The organism is Pseudomonas fluorescens (assembly GCF_001307155.1).
Taxonomy (GTDB): Bacteria; Pseudomonadota; Gammaproteobacteria; order Pseudomonadales; family Pseudomonadaceae; genus Aquipseudomonas; species Aquipseudomonas helvetica.
Window position 1 is genome coordinate 2,883,084 of the sequence record NZ_CP012830.1, and the last position, 15,477, is coordinate 2,898,560.

General features: G+C 60.5%; 13 protein-coding genes. 10 read left to right on the forward strand and 3 right to left on the reverse strand.

Annotation, left to right across the window (positions count from 1 at the left end):
• Window positions 1-27: 27 nt before the first annotated feature.
• Window positions 28-1,320: a putative hydroxymethylpyrimidine transporter CytX gene (gene cytX / locus AO353_RS13015; protein WP_054595328.1), complete on the forward strand. Its 1,293-nt coding sequence runs from the start codon at window positions 28-30 to the stop codon at window positions 1,318-1,320.
• Here the strand turns inward: cytX and AO353_RS13020 are convergent.
• On the reverse strand, window positions 1,289-2,035 hold the full coding sequence (locus tag AO353_RS13020) for an RsiV family protein (protein WP_054595329.1): 747 nt from the start codon (window positions 2,033-2,035) through the stop codon (window positions 1,289-1,291). The two genes, cytX and AO353_RS13020, sit on opposite strands and share 32 nt — an antisense overlap.
• Window positions 2,036-2,258: 223 nt before the next feature.
• Between AO353_RS13020 and AO353_RS13025 the strand changes: the two genes are divergently transcribed.
• The 8 genes from AO353_RS13025 to AO353_RS13060 all read left to right on the forward strand — a co-directional run bounded on the left by AO353_RS13025 (window position 2,259) and on the right by AO353_RS13060 (window position 11,253).
• Complete coding sequence (locus AO353_RS13025; protein WP_054595330.1) at window positions 2,259-2,876, forward strand: NUDIX domain-containing protein; 618 nt, start codon at window positions 2,259-2,261, stop codon at window positions 2,874-2,876.
• On the forward strand, window positions 2,867-3,319 hold the full coding sequence (locus AO353_RS13030; protein ID WP_019691483.1) for a DUF1249 domain-containing protein: 453 nt from the start codon (window positions 2,867-2,869) through the stop codon (window positions 3,317-3,319). The genes AO353_RS13025 and AO353_RS13030 overlap by 10 nt, the downstream gene beginning before the upstream one ends.
• Window positions 3,320-3,418: 99 nt before the next feature.
• Window positions 3,419-4,234 (forward strand): 3',5'-cyclic-AMP phosphodiesterase, encoded by an 816-nt coding sequence (gene cpdA / locus AO353_RS13035; protein ID WP_054595331.1) that lies wholly within the window; start codon window positions 3,419-3,421, stop codon window positions 4,232-4,234.
• 252 nt (window positions 4,235-4,486) lie between these two features.
• The gene (locus AO353_RS13040) at window positions 4,487-5,095 is read left to right on the forward strand and encodes a YqiA/YcfP family alpha/beta fold hydrolase (protein ID WP_054595332.1); all 609 of its coding nucleotides are present in this window, start codon (window positions 4,487-4,489) and stop codon (window positions 5,093-5,095) included.
• A 42-nt stretch (window positions 5,096-5,137) separates the two neighbouring features.
• A complete protein-coding gene (parE, locus tag AO353_RS13045; RefSeq protein WP_054595333.1) occupies window positions 5,138-7,042 on the forward strand; it encodes a DNA topoisomerase IV subunit B in 1,905 nt (634 codons plus the stop codon).
• Window positions 7,042-8,025: an esterase-like activity of phytase family protein gene (locus AO353_RS13050; protein ID WP_054595334.1), complete on the forward strand. Its 984-nt coding sequence runs from the start codon at window positions 7,042-7,044 to the stop codon at window positions 8,023-8,025. The genes parE and AO353_RS13050 overlap by 1 nt, the downstream gene beginning before the upstream one ends.
• 78 nt (window positions 8,026-8,103) lie before the next feature.
• A complete protein-coding gene (gene parC, locus AO353_RS13055; RefSeq protein WP_054595335.1) occupies window positions 8,104-10,368 on the forward strand; it encodes a DNA topoisomerase IV subunit A in 2,265 nt (754 codons plus the stop codon).
• 177 nt (window positions 10,369-10,545) lie between these two features.
• A complete protein-coding gene (locus AO353_RS13060; protein WP_054595336.1) occupies window positions 10,546-11,253 on the forward strand; it encodes a PqiC family protein in 708 nt (235 codons plus the stop codon).
• A 342-nt stretch (window positions 11,254-11,595) separates the two neighbouring features.
• Here the strand turns inward: AO353_RS13060 and AO353_RS13065 are convergent, their stop codons facing one another.
• A complete protein-coding gene (locus tag AO353_RS13065) occupies window positions 11,596-13,137 on the reverse strand; it encodes an AhpA/YtjB family protein (protein WP_054595337.1) in 1,542 nt (513 codons plus the stop codon).
• A 134-nt stretch (window positions 13,138-13,271) separates the two neighbouring features.
• Here AO353_RS13065 and serB point away from each other — a divergent pair, with 134 nt between their 5' ends.
• A complete protein-coding gene (serB, locus tag AO353_RS13070; RefSeq protein WP_054595338.1) occupies window positions 13,272-14,486 on the forward strand; it encodes a phosphoserine phosphatase SerB in 1,215 nt (404 codons plus the stop codon).
• Between the two features lie 125 nt (window positions 14,487-14,611).
• Here serB and asd read toward each other — a convergent pair whose 3' ends face one another.
• Window positions 14,612-15,472, reverse strand: a complete 861-nt coding sequence (gene asd / locus AO353_RS31280) for an archaetidylserine decarboxylase (protein ID WP_054595339.1) — start codon at window positions 15,470-15,472, stop codon at window positions 14,612-14,614.
• Between the last annotated feature and the right edge of the window lie 5 nt (window positions 15,473-15,477).

Sequence of the window (15,477 nt, forward strand, 5' to 3'; positions counted from 1 at the left end):
ACAAATGTTCCTCTGAGATAACCCCCCTTGAGTATTCAACCCAGTACCTATTCTCCCGACCACGCCGTGCCTCTGGCCCAGCGCGTGTTCGGTGCCCGCGATCTGTTCTCCCTGTGGTTCTCCCTTGGCATTGGTCTGATGGTCTTGCAGACCGGGGCTTTGCTGGCGCCGGGGTTGGGTTTGTCGGGCTCGTTGCTGGCAATTTTCCTGGGCACGCTGGTCGGTGTTCTGCTGCTGGCGTGCGTCGGGGTGATCGGCAGCGATACCGGCCTGTCGGCCATGGCTGCACTCAAACTGAGCCTCGGTACTCGCGGTGCGAGTCTGCCGGCGCTGTTGAACCTGCTGCAACTGATCGGTTGGGGTTCGTTCGAAATCATCGTCATGCGCGACGCGGCCAGCCTGCTCGGCGCCCGTGCATTCAGCGACGCTAGCCTGATGGCCAATCCATTGCTCTGGACGCTGGCGTTTGGCGCCCTAGCGACCTTGCTTGCAGTTAGTGGCCCGTTGACGTTTGTCCGTCAGATCCTGCGCAAGTGGGGCATCTGGTTGCTGCTGGCGGCGTGCATCTGGTTGACCTGGAACCTCTTCGCCAAGGCCGATCTGGCCGCGCTGTGGGCACAGGCCGGTGACGGTTCGATGCCATTCGCCGTGGGTTTTGATATCGCCATCGCGATGCCACTGTCGTGGCTGCCGCTGATTGCCGACTACTCGCGTTTCGGCAAGCGTGCGAAAAGCGTATTCGGCGGTACGGCGCTGGGCTTCTTCATTGGTAACTTCTGGCTGATGAGCCTGGGCGTTGCCTACACCCTGGCGTTTGCCCCGAGTGGTGAAGTCAATGCCTTGCTGTTGGCGCTGGCCGGTGCCGGTTTGGGCATTCCGCTGTTGCTGATCCTGCTTGACGAGTCGGAAAATGCTTTCGCCGACATTCACTCGGCGGCGGTCTCCAGCGGGATTCTGTTGCGCATGAAAGTCGAACACCTGGCCTTGGCCATCGGGGTGATCTGCACCTTGATCGCGTGCCTGGCGCCATTGGCCCAGTACCAGAACTTCCTGCTGTTGATCGGCTCGGTGTTTGCGCCGCTGTTCGGCGTGGTGCTGGTGGATCACTTCATCCTGCGCAAGCGCAGTGCTCAAATTGCGTCAGCCGCCTTGCGCTGGCCGGCGTTGCTCGCCTGGCTGGGCGGGGTGAGCACCTATCACTTGCTGGCGAATCTGTATCCGGAGGTCGGCGCAACCCTGCCATCGCTGGTAGTGGCAGGGCTGATGCAACTGCTGCTGGGGCGGGTCTTCAGCTACGCTCCGGCACCAGCTCAGGCTTGATCTGACCCTTGAGGCGAGCGTAGGGGATGGTCATCTCGATGAGGCCACTTGAATAGGGCGCGATGGTCGCGACGTTGTACTTGAGCACCACCCCGGCGCTGGTCAAGGCCACGTTCGGGGTTTTCTGGAACGGCCAGCTTTTGACGAAGTCCGGATCCCGATCCAGTTGCGAATTGATCAGCCAGCTATTGTGCGCAACTTGTGCGGTCTTCCAGAACGCTACTTCCTGCCCCGGCAAGAGCATGTCGCTCAGGCTCAGCTCTTTTTGCTGCTGGCGCGAGTAGTTGATAAAGCCCCGTCCCGGCGTGCCATTGGCCGCGCCCGTGTCCAGATAGCTGGACACTTCAATGATCACCAGTCCGTCATGCTGCTCACGTACCTTGGCTTGCAAGTAGACGCTGTTGCGATCGCCGGACTCACGCAGGAACTGTTCGCGGTAGGCGTTGAGGGAGGCGGGTAGCGCCGCGCCCGGTGAGGTGCGGGTCATTTGCAGCAGGCGCTGTTCGACGATCCGGTCCAGTTGCGGGTCGGTCGGGAAATGCACCGTGTCGATATTCACCAGCGGGCAGTCGGGGCCGTCGCAACCCGGCTTGACCTGCTCGGACGCATCGCGAGTGGATGTTACCTGTGCCCGATAGCTGGGTTGGAACAGGCTTTGGCAAGCGCCGAGCGTGAGGGCAATACAGGCCACGGAGGCGATTTTCAACAGCGACATGGGCGTCCTTCATGAATCAGAGAAAGGCAAAATTCAGGGTCTTCGACTGCCAGCGGTGCGGTCGGTTCGCCACTAAGCTAATTAGAGCCAATTAGAGTTGTTTTCACCCCTTGCCGTCTATCCCGCTGACGGCAAAGAGGCTGCATCAAACGGTGCGGGCGCGTTAGGATGGCGCGAAGCCTGGGGGGAGCTCCGGACGGATTGACAGTAAACGAGGATTGTTATGACTGATTTTGCCAATGCCACCCCGACCATCGTAGACGTCGTACGCCGCGAAAACTGCTTCAAGGGTTTTTACCAGCTTGATCGCGTGCACTTGCGTCATGAGCTGTTTGCCGGTGGCATGAGTCGCGAGATCAGCCGCGAGTTGTTCGTTCGTCATGATGCTGTGTGTGTCTTGCCTTACGATCCGCAGCGGGACGAGGTGGTATTGATCGAGCAATTTCGCGCCGGTGTATTGGGCAAGACTGATAATCCGTGGCTGATCGAACTGGTCGCCGGTCTGATCGATAAGGACGAACAACCGGAAGAAGTTGCTCACCGCGAAGCGCAGGAGGAAGCTGGGCTTGTATTCACTGCGCTGTGGCCGATGCTCAATTATTTTCCGTCGCCCGGTGGCAGTACCGAATACGTGCACTTGTATCTGGGGCGGTGTGACAGTAACGGGGCCGGCGGCATTCATGGGCTGGTGGAGGAAGCAGAAGATATTCGCGTGACGGTCTGGGATTTCGAAGATGCCCTGCAAGCCGTACGTGATGGACGGATTTCCAACGCGGCGAGCATTATTGCCTTGCAATGGCTGGCTTTGAACCGCGTTGAAGTGAGGGGGTTATGGTCGTAAACAAACAGCGCGATCGTTATCGGGTCGATCTTGTGGGGCTGCAAAGCGCCTGCGAGGCCAACTACGCCCGACTGATGCGCCTGTTACCGGAGATGCGCAACCAGCCGGCTGCCCGGCGCATTGCCATGACCCAGGGTGAGCAGATGCTGGGCGTGCTGATGCTGGAAGTGTTGCAGGCATGTCCGTACACCACGACCCTGCGCGTGCGCCAGGAGCACAGCCTGCCATGGCTGCCGGTGCCGCAACTGGAAGTGCAGGTCTACCACGACGCGCGCATGGCCGAAGTCATCAGTGCAGAACATGCACGGCGCTTTCGCGGCATCTACCCTTATCCGAATGCGTTGATGCACCAGCCGGATGAAAAGGCCCAGCTCAATGTGTTCCTCGGCGAGTGGCTGAGTCATTGCCTGGCCTGCGGGCATGAGTTCGAAGTCGTACGCTAGTTGTGAACTGCGTCAGGTTCACGGGTTTCCTCTTTTCAAGTTCCCCCAGCATAATTGCGCCATTAATCCATATCCGTGATCACGCCTTGGGAGAACGCCTTGCCGAGCGTATCCACTCTGACAGCCAACGATGCCGTATTGCTGGTGCAGCTCTCTGACAGCCATCTGTTCGCCGAAGCGGATGGCACGTTGCTGGGGATGAACACCCGCGACAGCCTGCAAAAGGTTATCGAGTTGGCGCTGGCACAACAGCCGCGCATCGATCTGGTGATCGCCAGTGGCGACGTGTCCCAGGATGGCACGCTTGAGTCGTATCAGCAGTTTCGCGAAATGACCCGGCAGATCGATGCGCCCGCGCGCTGGATTCCCGGCAACCACGATGAGCCGCAGATCATGGCCCAGGCCGCGGTCCAGAGTCAGTTGCTGGAGCCGATCGTGGACATCGGTAACTGGCGGATCACCTTGCTGGATTCGGCAGTACCGGGCTCGGTGCCAGGGTATTTGCAGGATGACCAACTGCAATTGCTCGCGCGCGCCCTGAGCGAAGCGCCGGAGCGCCATCATCTGGTGTGCTTGCACCATCATCCGGTGTCCATCGGTTGTGCCTGGATGGAACCGATTGGCCTGCGCAACCCGGACGCCCTGTTTGCCGTGCTCGATCGCTTCCCACACGTACGGGCAGTGCTCTGGGGGCATGTGCATCAGGAAATCGATCAGTTGCGCAACGATGTGCGGTTGATCGCTTCGCCATCGACGTGCATCCAGTTCGAGCCTGGCAGTGTGGACTTCAAGGTCGATACCCTGGCACCAGGCTATCGCTGGTTGCGGTTGCTGCCGGACGGACGGCTGGAAACCGGTGTAGAACGCGTTACCGGCTTCGACTTCCAGGTCGATTACGGCTCGAACGGCTACTGAGGTGCTGAGGTGCCTTTGTGGCGAGGGAGCTTGCTCCCGCTCGATCGCGAAGCGGTCGTAAAACCGATGCGTGCGGTGAATCTGTCTGAACGCGATTGAATGTTTTGGGGCTGCTGCGCAGCCCAGCGGGAGCAAGCTCCCTCGCCACAGGGTTTGTCTCTGATCGGAACGATCTGATTCGTTCCTGAGCAAGTCAATCTCGTGGACTCCCTGTAAACTGCGGCATCTTTGCCCGCCTCACAGGGAGCTCGCATGTCTGGTTCGATCCTTTATATCCACGGTTTCAACAGCGCACCCGCGTCGAAAAAGGCCTGTCAGCTGGTCGACGTGATGGATCGTCTGGGTCTGGGCGACCAGTTGCAGGTGCCGGCCTTGCATCACCATCCACGCGAGGCCATCGGTCAGCTGGAGCAGGCGATTGCCAGGCTGGGGCGGCCACTGCTGGTCGGCAGCTCCCTCGGCGGCTACTATGCCACTCACCTTGCCGAGCGCCATGGCCTCAAGGCCCTGTTGATCAACCCTGCCGTCAGCCCGCACCGGATGTTCGACGGATACCTGGGCACGCAGAAAAACCTGTATACCGAAGAGACCTGGGAATTGACCCACGACCACGTGACGGCCCTGGCCGAGCTGGAAGTGCCGGCGCCCCAGGACCCGCAGCGGTTTCAGGTGTGGTTGCAAACCGGGGACGAAACGCTGGACTATCGCCTCGCCCAGCAGTATTACCGAGCCTGTGCCTTGCGTATCCAGGCTGGCGGCGACCATAGTTTCCAGGGATTCGCCGAGCAACTGCCGGCCTTATTGAGTTTTGCCGGCATCGGCGCAGATGTGTACCAGGCGATCGATTTCACAGCACTGTGAACCTTCGCCCCTATTTTCATGAACGACTGACGACGAGACCCCATGGCCACTCCCAGCGCTAGCTCTTATAACGCAGACGCCATCGAAGTCCTCTCGGGCCTCGACCCGGTGCGCAAACGCCCCGGCATGTACACCGACACCAGTCGGCCGAACCACCTTGCCCAGGAAGTCATCGACAACAGTGTCGACGAAGCCTTGGCCGGGCACGCGACATCGGTGCAGGTCATTCTCCACGCGGACCACTCCCTGGAAGTCAGCGATGACGGCCGTGGCATGCCAGTGGACATTCACCCCGAAGAGGGCGTCTCGGGCGTCGAGCTGATCCTCACCAAGCTGCACGCCGGCGGCAAGTTCTCGAACAAGAACTACCAGTTCTCCGGCGGTTTGCACGGGGTGGGTATTTCGGTGGTCAACGCCCTGTCGACTCAGGTCCGGGTACGCGTCAAACGCGATGGCAACGAGTACCAGATGACCTTCGCCGATGGCTACAAAGCCACCGACCTGGAAGTGGTCGGCACCGTTGGCAAGCGCAACACCGGGACCAGCGTGTACTTCGCGCCGGACCCGAAATACTTCGATTCACCGAAATTTTCCATCAGCCGTCTCAAGCACGTCCTCAAGGCCAAGGCTGTGTTGTGCCCGGGGCTGCTGGTCAGCTTTGAAGACAAGGCCACCGGCGAAAAAGTCGAATGGCATTACGAAGACGGTCTGCGTTCCTACCTGGTCGATGCAGTCAGCGAATTCGAACGTCTGCCCGACGAGCCTTTCTGCGGCAGCCTGGCCGGTAATAAAGAAGCGGTCGACTGGGCGCTGCTGTGGCTGCCTGAAGGTGGCGATAGCGTGCAGGAAAGCTACGTCAACCTGATCCCGACGGCCCAGGGCGGTACTCACGTCAACGGTTTGCGTCAGGGCTTGCTCGACGCAATGCGTGAGTTCTGCGAGTTCCGCAGCCTGCTGCCGCGTGGCGTGAAGCTGGCACCGGAAGATGTCTGGGAGCGCATTGCCTTCGTCCTCTCGATGAAAATGCAGGAGCCGCAATTCTCCGGCCAGACCAAAGAGCGCCTGTCGTCCCGCGAGGCGGCGGCGTTTGTTTCCGGCGTGGTCAAGGACGCTTTCAGCCTGTGGCTCAACGCGAATCCCGAGTTGGGCCTGCAACTGGCCGAGCTTGCGATCAATAACGCTGGTCGCCGTTTGAAGGCGAGTAAAAAGGTCGAGCGCAAACGCATCACCCAAGGACCGGCCTTGCCGGGCAAGCTCGCCGATTGCGCCGGGCAGGACCCAATGCGTTCCGAGCTGTTCCTGGTGGAAGGTGATTCCGCCGGCGGTTCGGCCAAGCAAGCGCGGGACAAAGAGTTCCAGGCGATCCTGCCGCTGCGCGGGAAGATTCTGAACACTTGGGAAGTCGACGGCAGCGAAGTGCTGGCCAGCCAGGAAGTGCACAACATTGCCGTGGCCATTGGTGTTGATCCGGGCGCTGCGGACATGAGCCAGCTGCGCTACGGAAAGATCTGCATCCTCGCCGACGCCGACTCCGACGGCCTGCACATCGCGACCTTGCTGTGTGCCTTGTTCGTCCAGCATTTCCGGCCGTTGGTGGACGCCGGTCACGTCTATGTGGCGATGCCGCCGCTGTACCGTATCGACCTCGGCAAAGAGATTTACTACGCCCTCGATGAAGCCGAGCGCGATGGCATTCTCGATCGCCTGGTGGCCGAGAAGAAACGCGGCAAGCCGCAGGTCACCCGATTCAAAGGTCTGGGTGAAATGAACCCGCCGCAACTGCGTGAAACCACCATGGACCCGAACACTCGACGTCTGGTGCAACTGACACTGGATGATTTCGAAGCCACCTCGGAAATGATGGACATGCTGCTGGCGAAAAAACGCGCGGGCGACCGCAAGTCCTGGCTGGAATCCAAAGGCAACCTGGCCGAGGTTCTGGGCTGATGCGGAGCGGTTTCGCCCTCGCGTTGCTGCTGTTGGCGTCCGCCGTTGCGGCGCAGCCTGCGCCGGAACTGACGCTGGTTTCCGAGCACGCCGTGGAGGGCATGCGCGGCGGTAACCTGTCGGGGCTGGCGCAATGCGGCAAAGACCTGTGGGCGGTTTCCGATCGTGATGATGATCAGATCTACCGGCTCGATAGCAGCGAGCGGGTCTGGCAGGCCGAAACCGTGCGCATCAATGTGCCGCCGGTGCCTGACAGCGGGTTGCCCTGGGGGCTGAAGTCGCGCACCTGGGCGGCATCGTTCGTGCGCGGTGGAAGCCTGGATTTCGAGGGAATGACTTGCGACAAGGCCGGTAACCGCTACATCGTCAGCGAAGCCCATGCTGCGGTGCTGCAAGTGCCGGTACAGGGGCCAGCCGCGTGGCTGAAAATTTCACCGATCATGGTTCGCGAAGCGCGAGCCAGCGGCATGTTGCTGCATTTCAACGCGCTGTTCGAAGGACTGGCGATCAGTCCGCAAGGCGATCAGCTATGGCTGGCGGCCGAGCGCGAGCGGCGTGGTTTGTTGCTGGTCAAGCGCCAACAGACCGTCTGGGATTGTGACGGCAGCTGTGTGCTGTTGAGCGAAGCTGGCAAGGAAATGCAGCCCGCGCCATTTCCCAACGCCAAGCCGGTATCCAAGGATTTTGCGGATCTGGCACTGTTCAACGGCAAGCTCTTCACCCTGGAACGCAATGCTTTTCAAATCTGCCGTCGCGATGCGCTGAGCGCCAAGGTCGAGCGCTGCTGGTCATTTGCGGCTGAAGCCTTGCAGGAACATCGACGCTATTCACAGCCCTACGGTCTGGCCGAAGCACTGGTGGTCGACGTTGATGGCGCCTGGATCGGCATCGACAACAACAATGGTGCTCGCGCGGATGGCGAAGTCCGGCCGATTGTCTGGCGCTTTGCCGCGCCGCAAGGCGGCTGGGACGCCAAGTCGTGAGTATCCTGAAAAAACTTGAATTTACCCAGCGCAGTGGCACCTTGTTGCTGCGCCAGACAACGAACTGATGAGGCCCGCATGAGCGACTCCCTGGATCTCAGCCTGGACGGCGTTGAACGCCGTTCACTGGCCGACTTCACCGAAAATGCCTACCTCAACTACTCCATGTACGTGATCATGGACCGTGCTTTGCCGCACATCGGCGACGGCTTGAAACCTGTACAGCGGCGTATCATCTACGCCATGAGCGAGTTGGGGCTGGACGCTGACTCCAAGCACAAGAAGTCCGCGCGTACGGTCGGTGACGTGCTCGGCAAGTTCCACCCGCACGGCGACTCGGCGTGCTACGAAGCCATGGTGCTGATGGCCCAGCCGTTCAGCTACCGCTACACGCTGGTGGACGGGCAGGGTAACTGGGGTGCGCCGGACGATCCGAAATCCTTCGCCGCCATGCGTTACACCGAGGCGCGCCTGTCGCGTTATTCCGAAGTGCTGCTCAGCGAACTGGGCCAGGGCACGGCGGATTGGGGCCCGAACTTCGACGGCACCCTCGACGAACCGCTGGTATTGCCAGCACGTTTGCCGAACATTCTGCTCAACGGCACCACCGGCATCGCCGTAGGTATGGCCACCGACGTTCCGCCGCACAACCTGCGAGAAGTCGCCACGGCCTGCGTGCGTTTGCTCGATGAACCGAAAGCCACGGTCGAGCAGCTCTGTGAGCACATCCAGGGCCCGGATTATCCGACCGAAGCGGAAATCATCACACCGCGCGCCGACCTGCTGAAAATCTACGAAACCGGTCGCGGTTCGGTGCGCATGCGCGCCGTGTATCACATCGAAGACGGCGACATTGTCGTCACCGCGCTGCCGCATCAGGTCTCCGGCGCCAAAGTGCTGGAACAGATTGCCGCGATGATGCAGGCCAAGCCGTCCAAGGCGCCGCAAGTGGCGGACCTGCGCGATGAGTCGGACCACGAGAACCCATGCCGTATCGTGATCATTCCGGTCAACAGCCGGGTCGATCATGAAGCGTTGATGCAGCACCTGTTTGCCAGCACCGAGCTGGAGTCGAGCTACCGGGTCAACATCAATATCATTGGCCTGGACGGCAAACCGCAGCTGAAGAATCTGCGGGCGTTGCTGGTGGAGTGGCTGGAGTTCCGGGTTCAGACCGTGCGCCGCCGCTTGCAATTTCGCCTGGACAAGGTCGAGCGTCGCCTGCACCTGTTGGACGGCTTGCTGATCGCGTACCTCAACCTGGATGAAGTGATCCACATCATCCGTACCGAGGAACACCCCAAAGCCAAGCTGATCGAACGCTTTGCCCTGAGCGAAATCCAGGCTGACTACATTCTCGACACTCGCCTGCGTCAGTTGGCGAAACTCGAAGAAATGAAGCTGCGCGGTGAGCAGGATGAACTGCTCAAGGAACAAGCCAAGCTGCAAGCCTTGCTGGGCAGCGAAACCAAGCTGAAGAAGCTGGTGCGCAGCGAGCTGATCAAAGACGCCGAAACCTATGGCGACGACCGCCGCTCGCCGATTGTCGAGCGTGCCGAAGCCAAAGCGCTGACCGAGCACGATCTGCTGCCGAACGAAAAAGTCACCGTAGTGCTGTCCGAGAAAGGTTGGGTGCGCTCGGCCAAGGGCCACGACATCGACGCCACCGGGCTTTCGTACAAGGCCGGGGACGGCTTCAAGACCGCAGCGGCCGGTCGTTCCAACCAGTTTGCGGTGTTCATCGATTCCACCGGTCGCAGTTATTCGGTGCCGGCGCACACGCTACCATCGGCCCGTGGCCAGGGTGAGCCGCTGACGGGGCGTCTGACGCCGCCGCCCGGCGCGACCTTCGAATGCGTGTTGATGCCTGAAGACGATGGGCTGTATGTCATTGCCTCGGACGCCGGTTACGGTTTCGTGGTCAAGGGTGAAGACCTGCAAGCCAAGAACAAGGCTGGCAAGGCGCTGTTGAGCCTGCCGAACAACGCCAAGGTGATTCTCCCGCGTCCGGTCGCTGACCGTGAGCAGAACTGGTTGGCCTCGGTCACCACCGAAGGTCGCTTGCTGATTTTCAAAATCAGCGATCTGCCGCAGCTGGGCAAGGGCAAAGGCAACAAGATCATCGGTATCTCCGGCGAACGTGTGGCCAGTCGCGAGGAATATGTCACCGACATCGCGGTATTGCCGGAAGGCGCGACCCTGGTATTGCAGGCCGGTAAGCGCACGCTGTCGCTTAAAGCCGATGACCTCGAACACTATAAAGGTGAGCGCGGACGCCGTGGCAACAAGCTGCCACGGGGCTTTCAGCGCGTTGATGCACTATTGGTAGAAGCTATCAATTAAGCGGTCCAGCGTGCTCGATCTACGATTTAACCCGTAGATCGATGCTTTCGCGCTGGAGTCGGAGGCCATATTCACGGATGATATGGCCTTTCAAACGTGGGCGTGGTCCTGCGTTCTTCATATTGATTGAGTATTTTTCACTGTGACCGGCTCGTTGGCCGTCACTTGGATGGGATGATGACTGTTCTGCGCCTTCCTCTACTTTTGTTGCTCGCTGGCGTATTTGGCCTGGCGGGTTGCAGCGTTCACCAGCCGGTGTCGCTGTATCAGCTGGACAGCGGAAGTCCGGCTCAGCCTGCGCAAAGCGCGGGCATGGCGGTTTTGTTGGGCCCGGTATCGATCGCCGATTACCTGCAACGTGAAACCCTGCTGCAGCGCCAGCCTGATGGCAGCCTGCAAGCGTCCACCGACGGTCGTTGGGCGGGCAGCCTGTCTTCGGACATCAATCAGCTTCTGTTGCGCCAGGTGGCCGGCCATCTGGACAGCCAGCGCGTAGTGCTGGCACCGGCGACCTTGGGTTTCACCCCGGATGTACAGGTTTTGCTGTCGATCACTCGCCTGGATTCGGGTGAGTCGCAGCCGGCGATCCTCGATGCCCAGTGGCGTTTGATCGACCGTCGTGGCCAGGTGCGTGACAACCGCATCATTCATCTGCAAGAGCCGCACGCCAGTGGTACGGCCGCTCAGGTGCAGGCCCAGGGCATATTGCTGCAACGTTTGGCCGAGCAGCTGTCGGTTGCGCTCAAGCCGCTGGCCAATCAGCCACCGGTTGTCGAAGCACCGCGTAAACCTGCGTCCAAACCAGCGGCGCCGGCTGAACCGGAGAAACCGAAGATCCCGATGGCTTCACCGATTCGCACGGACATGGAAGTGTTCAGGTTCTGAGGTGAATGCCGTACAGACAAAGCCCGCGTTGATGCGGGCTTTGTTGTTTCTGGCGGTTGGAAGGGAGAATGCAGGCAGCACCGTGCTGCGGGGCCAACGCATGTAGCAGCTGCCGAGCCAGCGAGGCTGCGTTCGGCCGCGAAGCGGTCGTGAAACCAGGTAACTTGTTCTTTCAGACAAGCCGCGTGCACAGGATTTGCGAGGACTTCGCCCGATCGCGGTCCGCCTCGAACGCAGCCTCGCAGGCTCGGCAGCTGCTACGCATACGGCTTCTATGCCGTCGGCCATGAAAAAGCCCGCAGACAATCACTCGTCTGCGGGCTTTTTGGTTCGCGGCCGGGTTTAGCTCTTGGCGCGTGTCTCGTGCATGCGCGCCAGTTGCCGCTCCAGCATCGACGGGTAGGGCTCCATCAACCGTTCGACGCAGCAAGCGCCTTCAGGGCTGGCGATTGGGCGGATCCGCGCACGTTGGCGGATCAGTACGTCGTCGCTGATCTTGCGCTCCACCAGCAGCAGGTTTCGGCTGTGTTGGGACAATGCGAGCGCATCCTGAGCGGTTTCGGTCAGCAGCAGATCAATCTGGCTGAGGCCAAAGAGCCCATCGCCCAAGGTCAGGCCCAGCTGCAATTGCAGGGTGATGCCGCTGTCGGCGACTTCGATCTGCAGCTGGTGGCCGAGCGCACGCAGCAACTCACCGCAGCAGATGGCATTAGTCAGGTAGTCGTCACCGCTGTCTTCACTGTGGAACAGCATCAGCGTGCTGCCATCGTTCAGGGTGTGCAGTTCGCTTTCATACAGCGAAGCCGCCTGGTCCAGGCAGTCGCGATAACGCTCCAGCAGTTCGGTCAGGCGTGCGCGCGGCAGGCGGCGCAGTTGCTCCTGAGCACCCAGCTGCACCGCCAATACCGCGCTGTGCTGCGGTTGCGCAGGGGCAGCAGGCTTGTTGAGTTGCGGCTTGGCAACGGGCGCGGCGGCAGCGGTGTCGCGAAGGTCGGCAAAAGGATCATCTTCGTCCAGTTCGTCTTCTTCAGCGCTGACCACGTGCCGTGCTGCCGGTTTCGGGCCGGCCACCGGAGCGCTCTCGTCGAAGCTTGGGTCGCGCAGGTTACGCACTTCGAAGCTCGGTTCGGCCTCTTCAGTGTCTTCGAAATCGTCGAATTCTGGCTCTGGCTCGGGTTCAGGCTCGACCTTTTCAGGTGCATAACTGCTGTGGAGCTGGCGGGCCAGGTCACCGATTTCGTCCTGGCGCTGAGTCGCCGGGGTGTGTTCGTCAATGTCGCGCAGCCACACCCGCAATTGCAGCAGCGGCGTGGAGATGTGCCGACCCAGGCGCAAGCTCAGGGCCAGGGACAACGCCAGCAGGATCGCGCTGAGAATGCCCATGCTTTGCAGGCTGATGGTCATCGGCTGCTGGAACTGCGCCATGTCCAGGCTGATCCGCAGTTGACCGGCCGTCACGTCCTGAAAGGTGATCTTGCTCTCGTACATGCCTTCGGCTTCGCCCAGCAAGCCATGCTTGGGGCGCTGTCCGGCCTCGGCGAGAATCCGGTTGTCCACGCTATAAATAGCCGCGTGAGCCACCAACGGGTTCTTGGTCAGGTTGTTCAGCAATACGTTGAGGCTGAGGATGTCGTTGGACACCAACAGTTCGGTCGCCGACATCGCTGTCTGGGTAGTCAGGCTCTGGCCGAGGGCATCCGCTTGCTCGTGCATGGCCTGTTTGAACTGCAGACCCATCACGCAGGCGTAGATCACCAGGGCCAATGCGACCAGGATCACGTTATGGCTGGCAATGCGCAATGCAATCGGTACACGGCGATGGCGCAGTGCCCGGAAGATCAGCAGAAAGAAGTTATCGGTTTTAACTGGCGTAGGCCGGTTCACTGAGCTCGGCTCTTTTGTCCGTGAAGTTGACGCGCAGTATAGCGACAGGCCCCAGACCGGCAAAGCGCTCGCTGTGCCCGATGGTCACTGAAAGTGGGTAGAATGCGGTTTTTTTCCACTTGCGGGGGTGCGCCTTGCGCGAAATCGTCCTGATAAACATCACGGGAGTCGACCGTCCGGGTCTGACTGCGGCCATTACCGGTGTACTGGCCCAGGGTGGTGTGAACATTCTCGACATCGGTCAGGCGGTGATCCACGACACGTTGTCGTTCGGCATCCTGGTTGAAATTCCCGATACCGAACAGGGTTCGTCGGTGCTCAAGGACATCCTGTTCAAGGCCTACGAGCTGGGGCAACAGGTGCGTTTCACGCCGGTCTCCGAAGAGGATTACCAGCTGTGGGTCGGCGCTCAAGGCAAGAAACGCCACATTGTGACCTTGCTGACCCGCAAAGTGACGGCCGAGCAGTTGCAGCGCGTGAGTTCGATCACTGCCAAATACGGGCTGAACATCGATCACATCGACCGTCTGTCCGGACGTATGCCACTGGACACTCCAGCTGACAAGGGCAAGGGCTGCATTGAGTTTTCCGTGCGTGGCGAAGCGGCCGATCCGCAGGCCCTGCGTGCCGAGTTCCTCAGCGTGGCCCAGGAGCTGAACGTCGATATCGCCTTCCAGGAAGATTCGCTGTTCCGTCGCAATCGTCGTCTGGCGGTATTCGACATGGATTCGACACTGATCGAAGCCGAAGTTATCGACGAGCTGGCCAAGGCTGCCGGGGTGGGCGAGAAGGTGTCGGAAATCACCGAGCGGGCGATGGCCGGCGAACTGGATTTCCGCGCCAGCTTCAAGGAGCGCCTGGCCTTGCTCAAAGGGCTGGACGTCAGCGTGCTGGACTCGATCGGGGCCTCCCTGCGCCTGACCGAAGGCGCTGAAACCTTGTTCGCCGAACTCAAGCGCCTGGGCTACAAGACGGCCATTCTGTCGGGCGGTTTCACTTACTTTGCCAAACAGCTGCAAGCCAAGCTGGGCATCGACTATGTGTTCGCCAATGAACTGGAAGTGGTCGACGGCAAAGTGACCGGTGTGGCTGTCGAGCCAATCGTCGATGCACAGCGCAAAGCCGATTTGCTGCGTGAGCTGGCGCACAAGGAAGGCTTGCGTCTGGAGCAGACCATTGCCGTCGGCGACGGTGCCAACGATTTGCCGATGCTGGCAATTGCAGGTCTGGGCGTGGCGTTCCGTGCCAAGCCGCTGGTCAAACAGTCGGCCAAGCAGGCGATTTCGACCCTGGGTCTGGATGGCGTGCTGTATCTGCTGGGCTTCAGAGACCGCGACGGTCAGCTCTGAACCGAATCAAGCGCCAAAAAAAACGCCGTAAATAGTGGCGTTTTTTCTGTGCGTAGGAGCTGCCGCAGGCTGCGATCTTTTGATCTTCGCGATCTCGCAGGTGTCAAAAGATCGCAGGCCTTTGGTTATGCCTTTGGAGTGCCCATGCCTTGGCCCATCATCACTGGCGAGCCAGCCGCCAGCTCTTCAGCCCACTTCACTTGATTCGGGCCAAATAGCACAACCGCCGTCGAACCCAGTTTGAAGCGACCCAGCTCGGCACCTTTTTCCAGGTGAATCGGCGCGCGGGCAGCTTCGTCGTAGCGGAAGGTTTTCAGTTCGCGCTTGGGTGGCGTTACCAGCCCGGCCCAGACGGTTTCGATCGAAGCGACGATCATCGCACCGACCAATACCACAGCCATTGGCCCGCGCTCGGTGTCGAAGATGCACGCGACGCGCTCGTTACGGGCGAACAACTCTGGAACGTTTTCCGCGGTGGTCTGGTTGACCGAGAAGATCCGGCCCGGAATGTAGACCATTTCGCGCAGGGTGCCGGCCAGCGGCATGTGGACGCGATGGTAGTCTTTGGGCGACAGGTAAATAGTGGCGAAATCACCGCCCATGAACGGCGCAGCGTTTGCCGTATCACCGCCGAGCAATTCCAGCACGCTGAAACTGTGGCCCTTGGCCTGGAACACTCGACCATGCTCGATCGGGCCGAGCTGGCTGACGGCACCGTCAGCCGGGCTGAGGATTGCGCCCGGGGTCTGGTCCAGCGGGCGGGCGCCATCTTTCAGTGCGCGGGTGAAGAACGCGTTGAAGTGTTCGTAAGCGGTCAGGTCCTCGACCAGCGCTTGCGACATGTCCACCTGATAACGCTTGGCGAACCAGGCGGTGAAGGCGTTCTTGAACCAGCGCACGCGGCATTCGGCGATGCAGCCGGCCAGACGCGAGAGCAGGTGATGAGGCAGCAGGTACTGGCTGAGGATAAACAAACGCTTTTTCATTAACT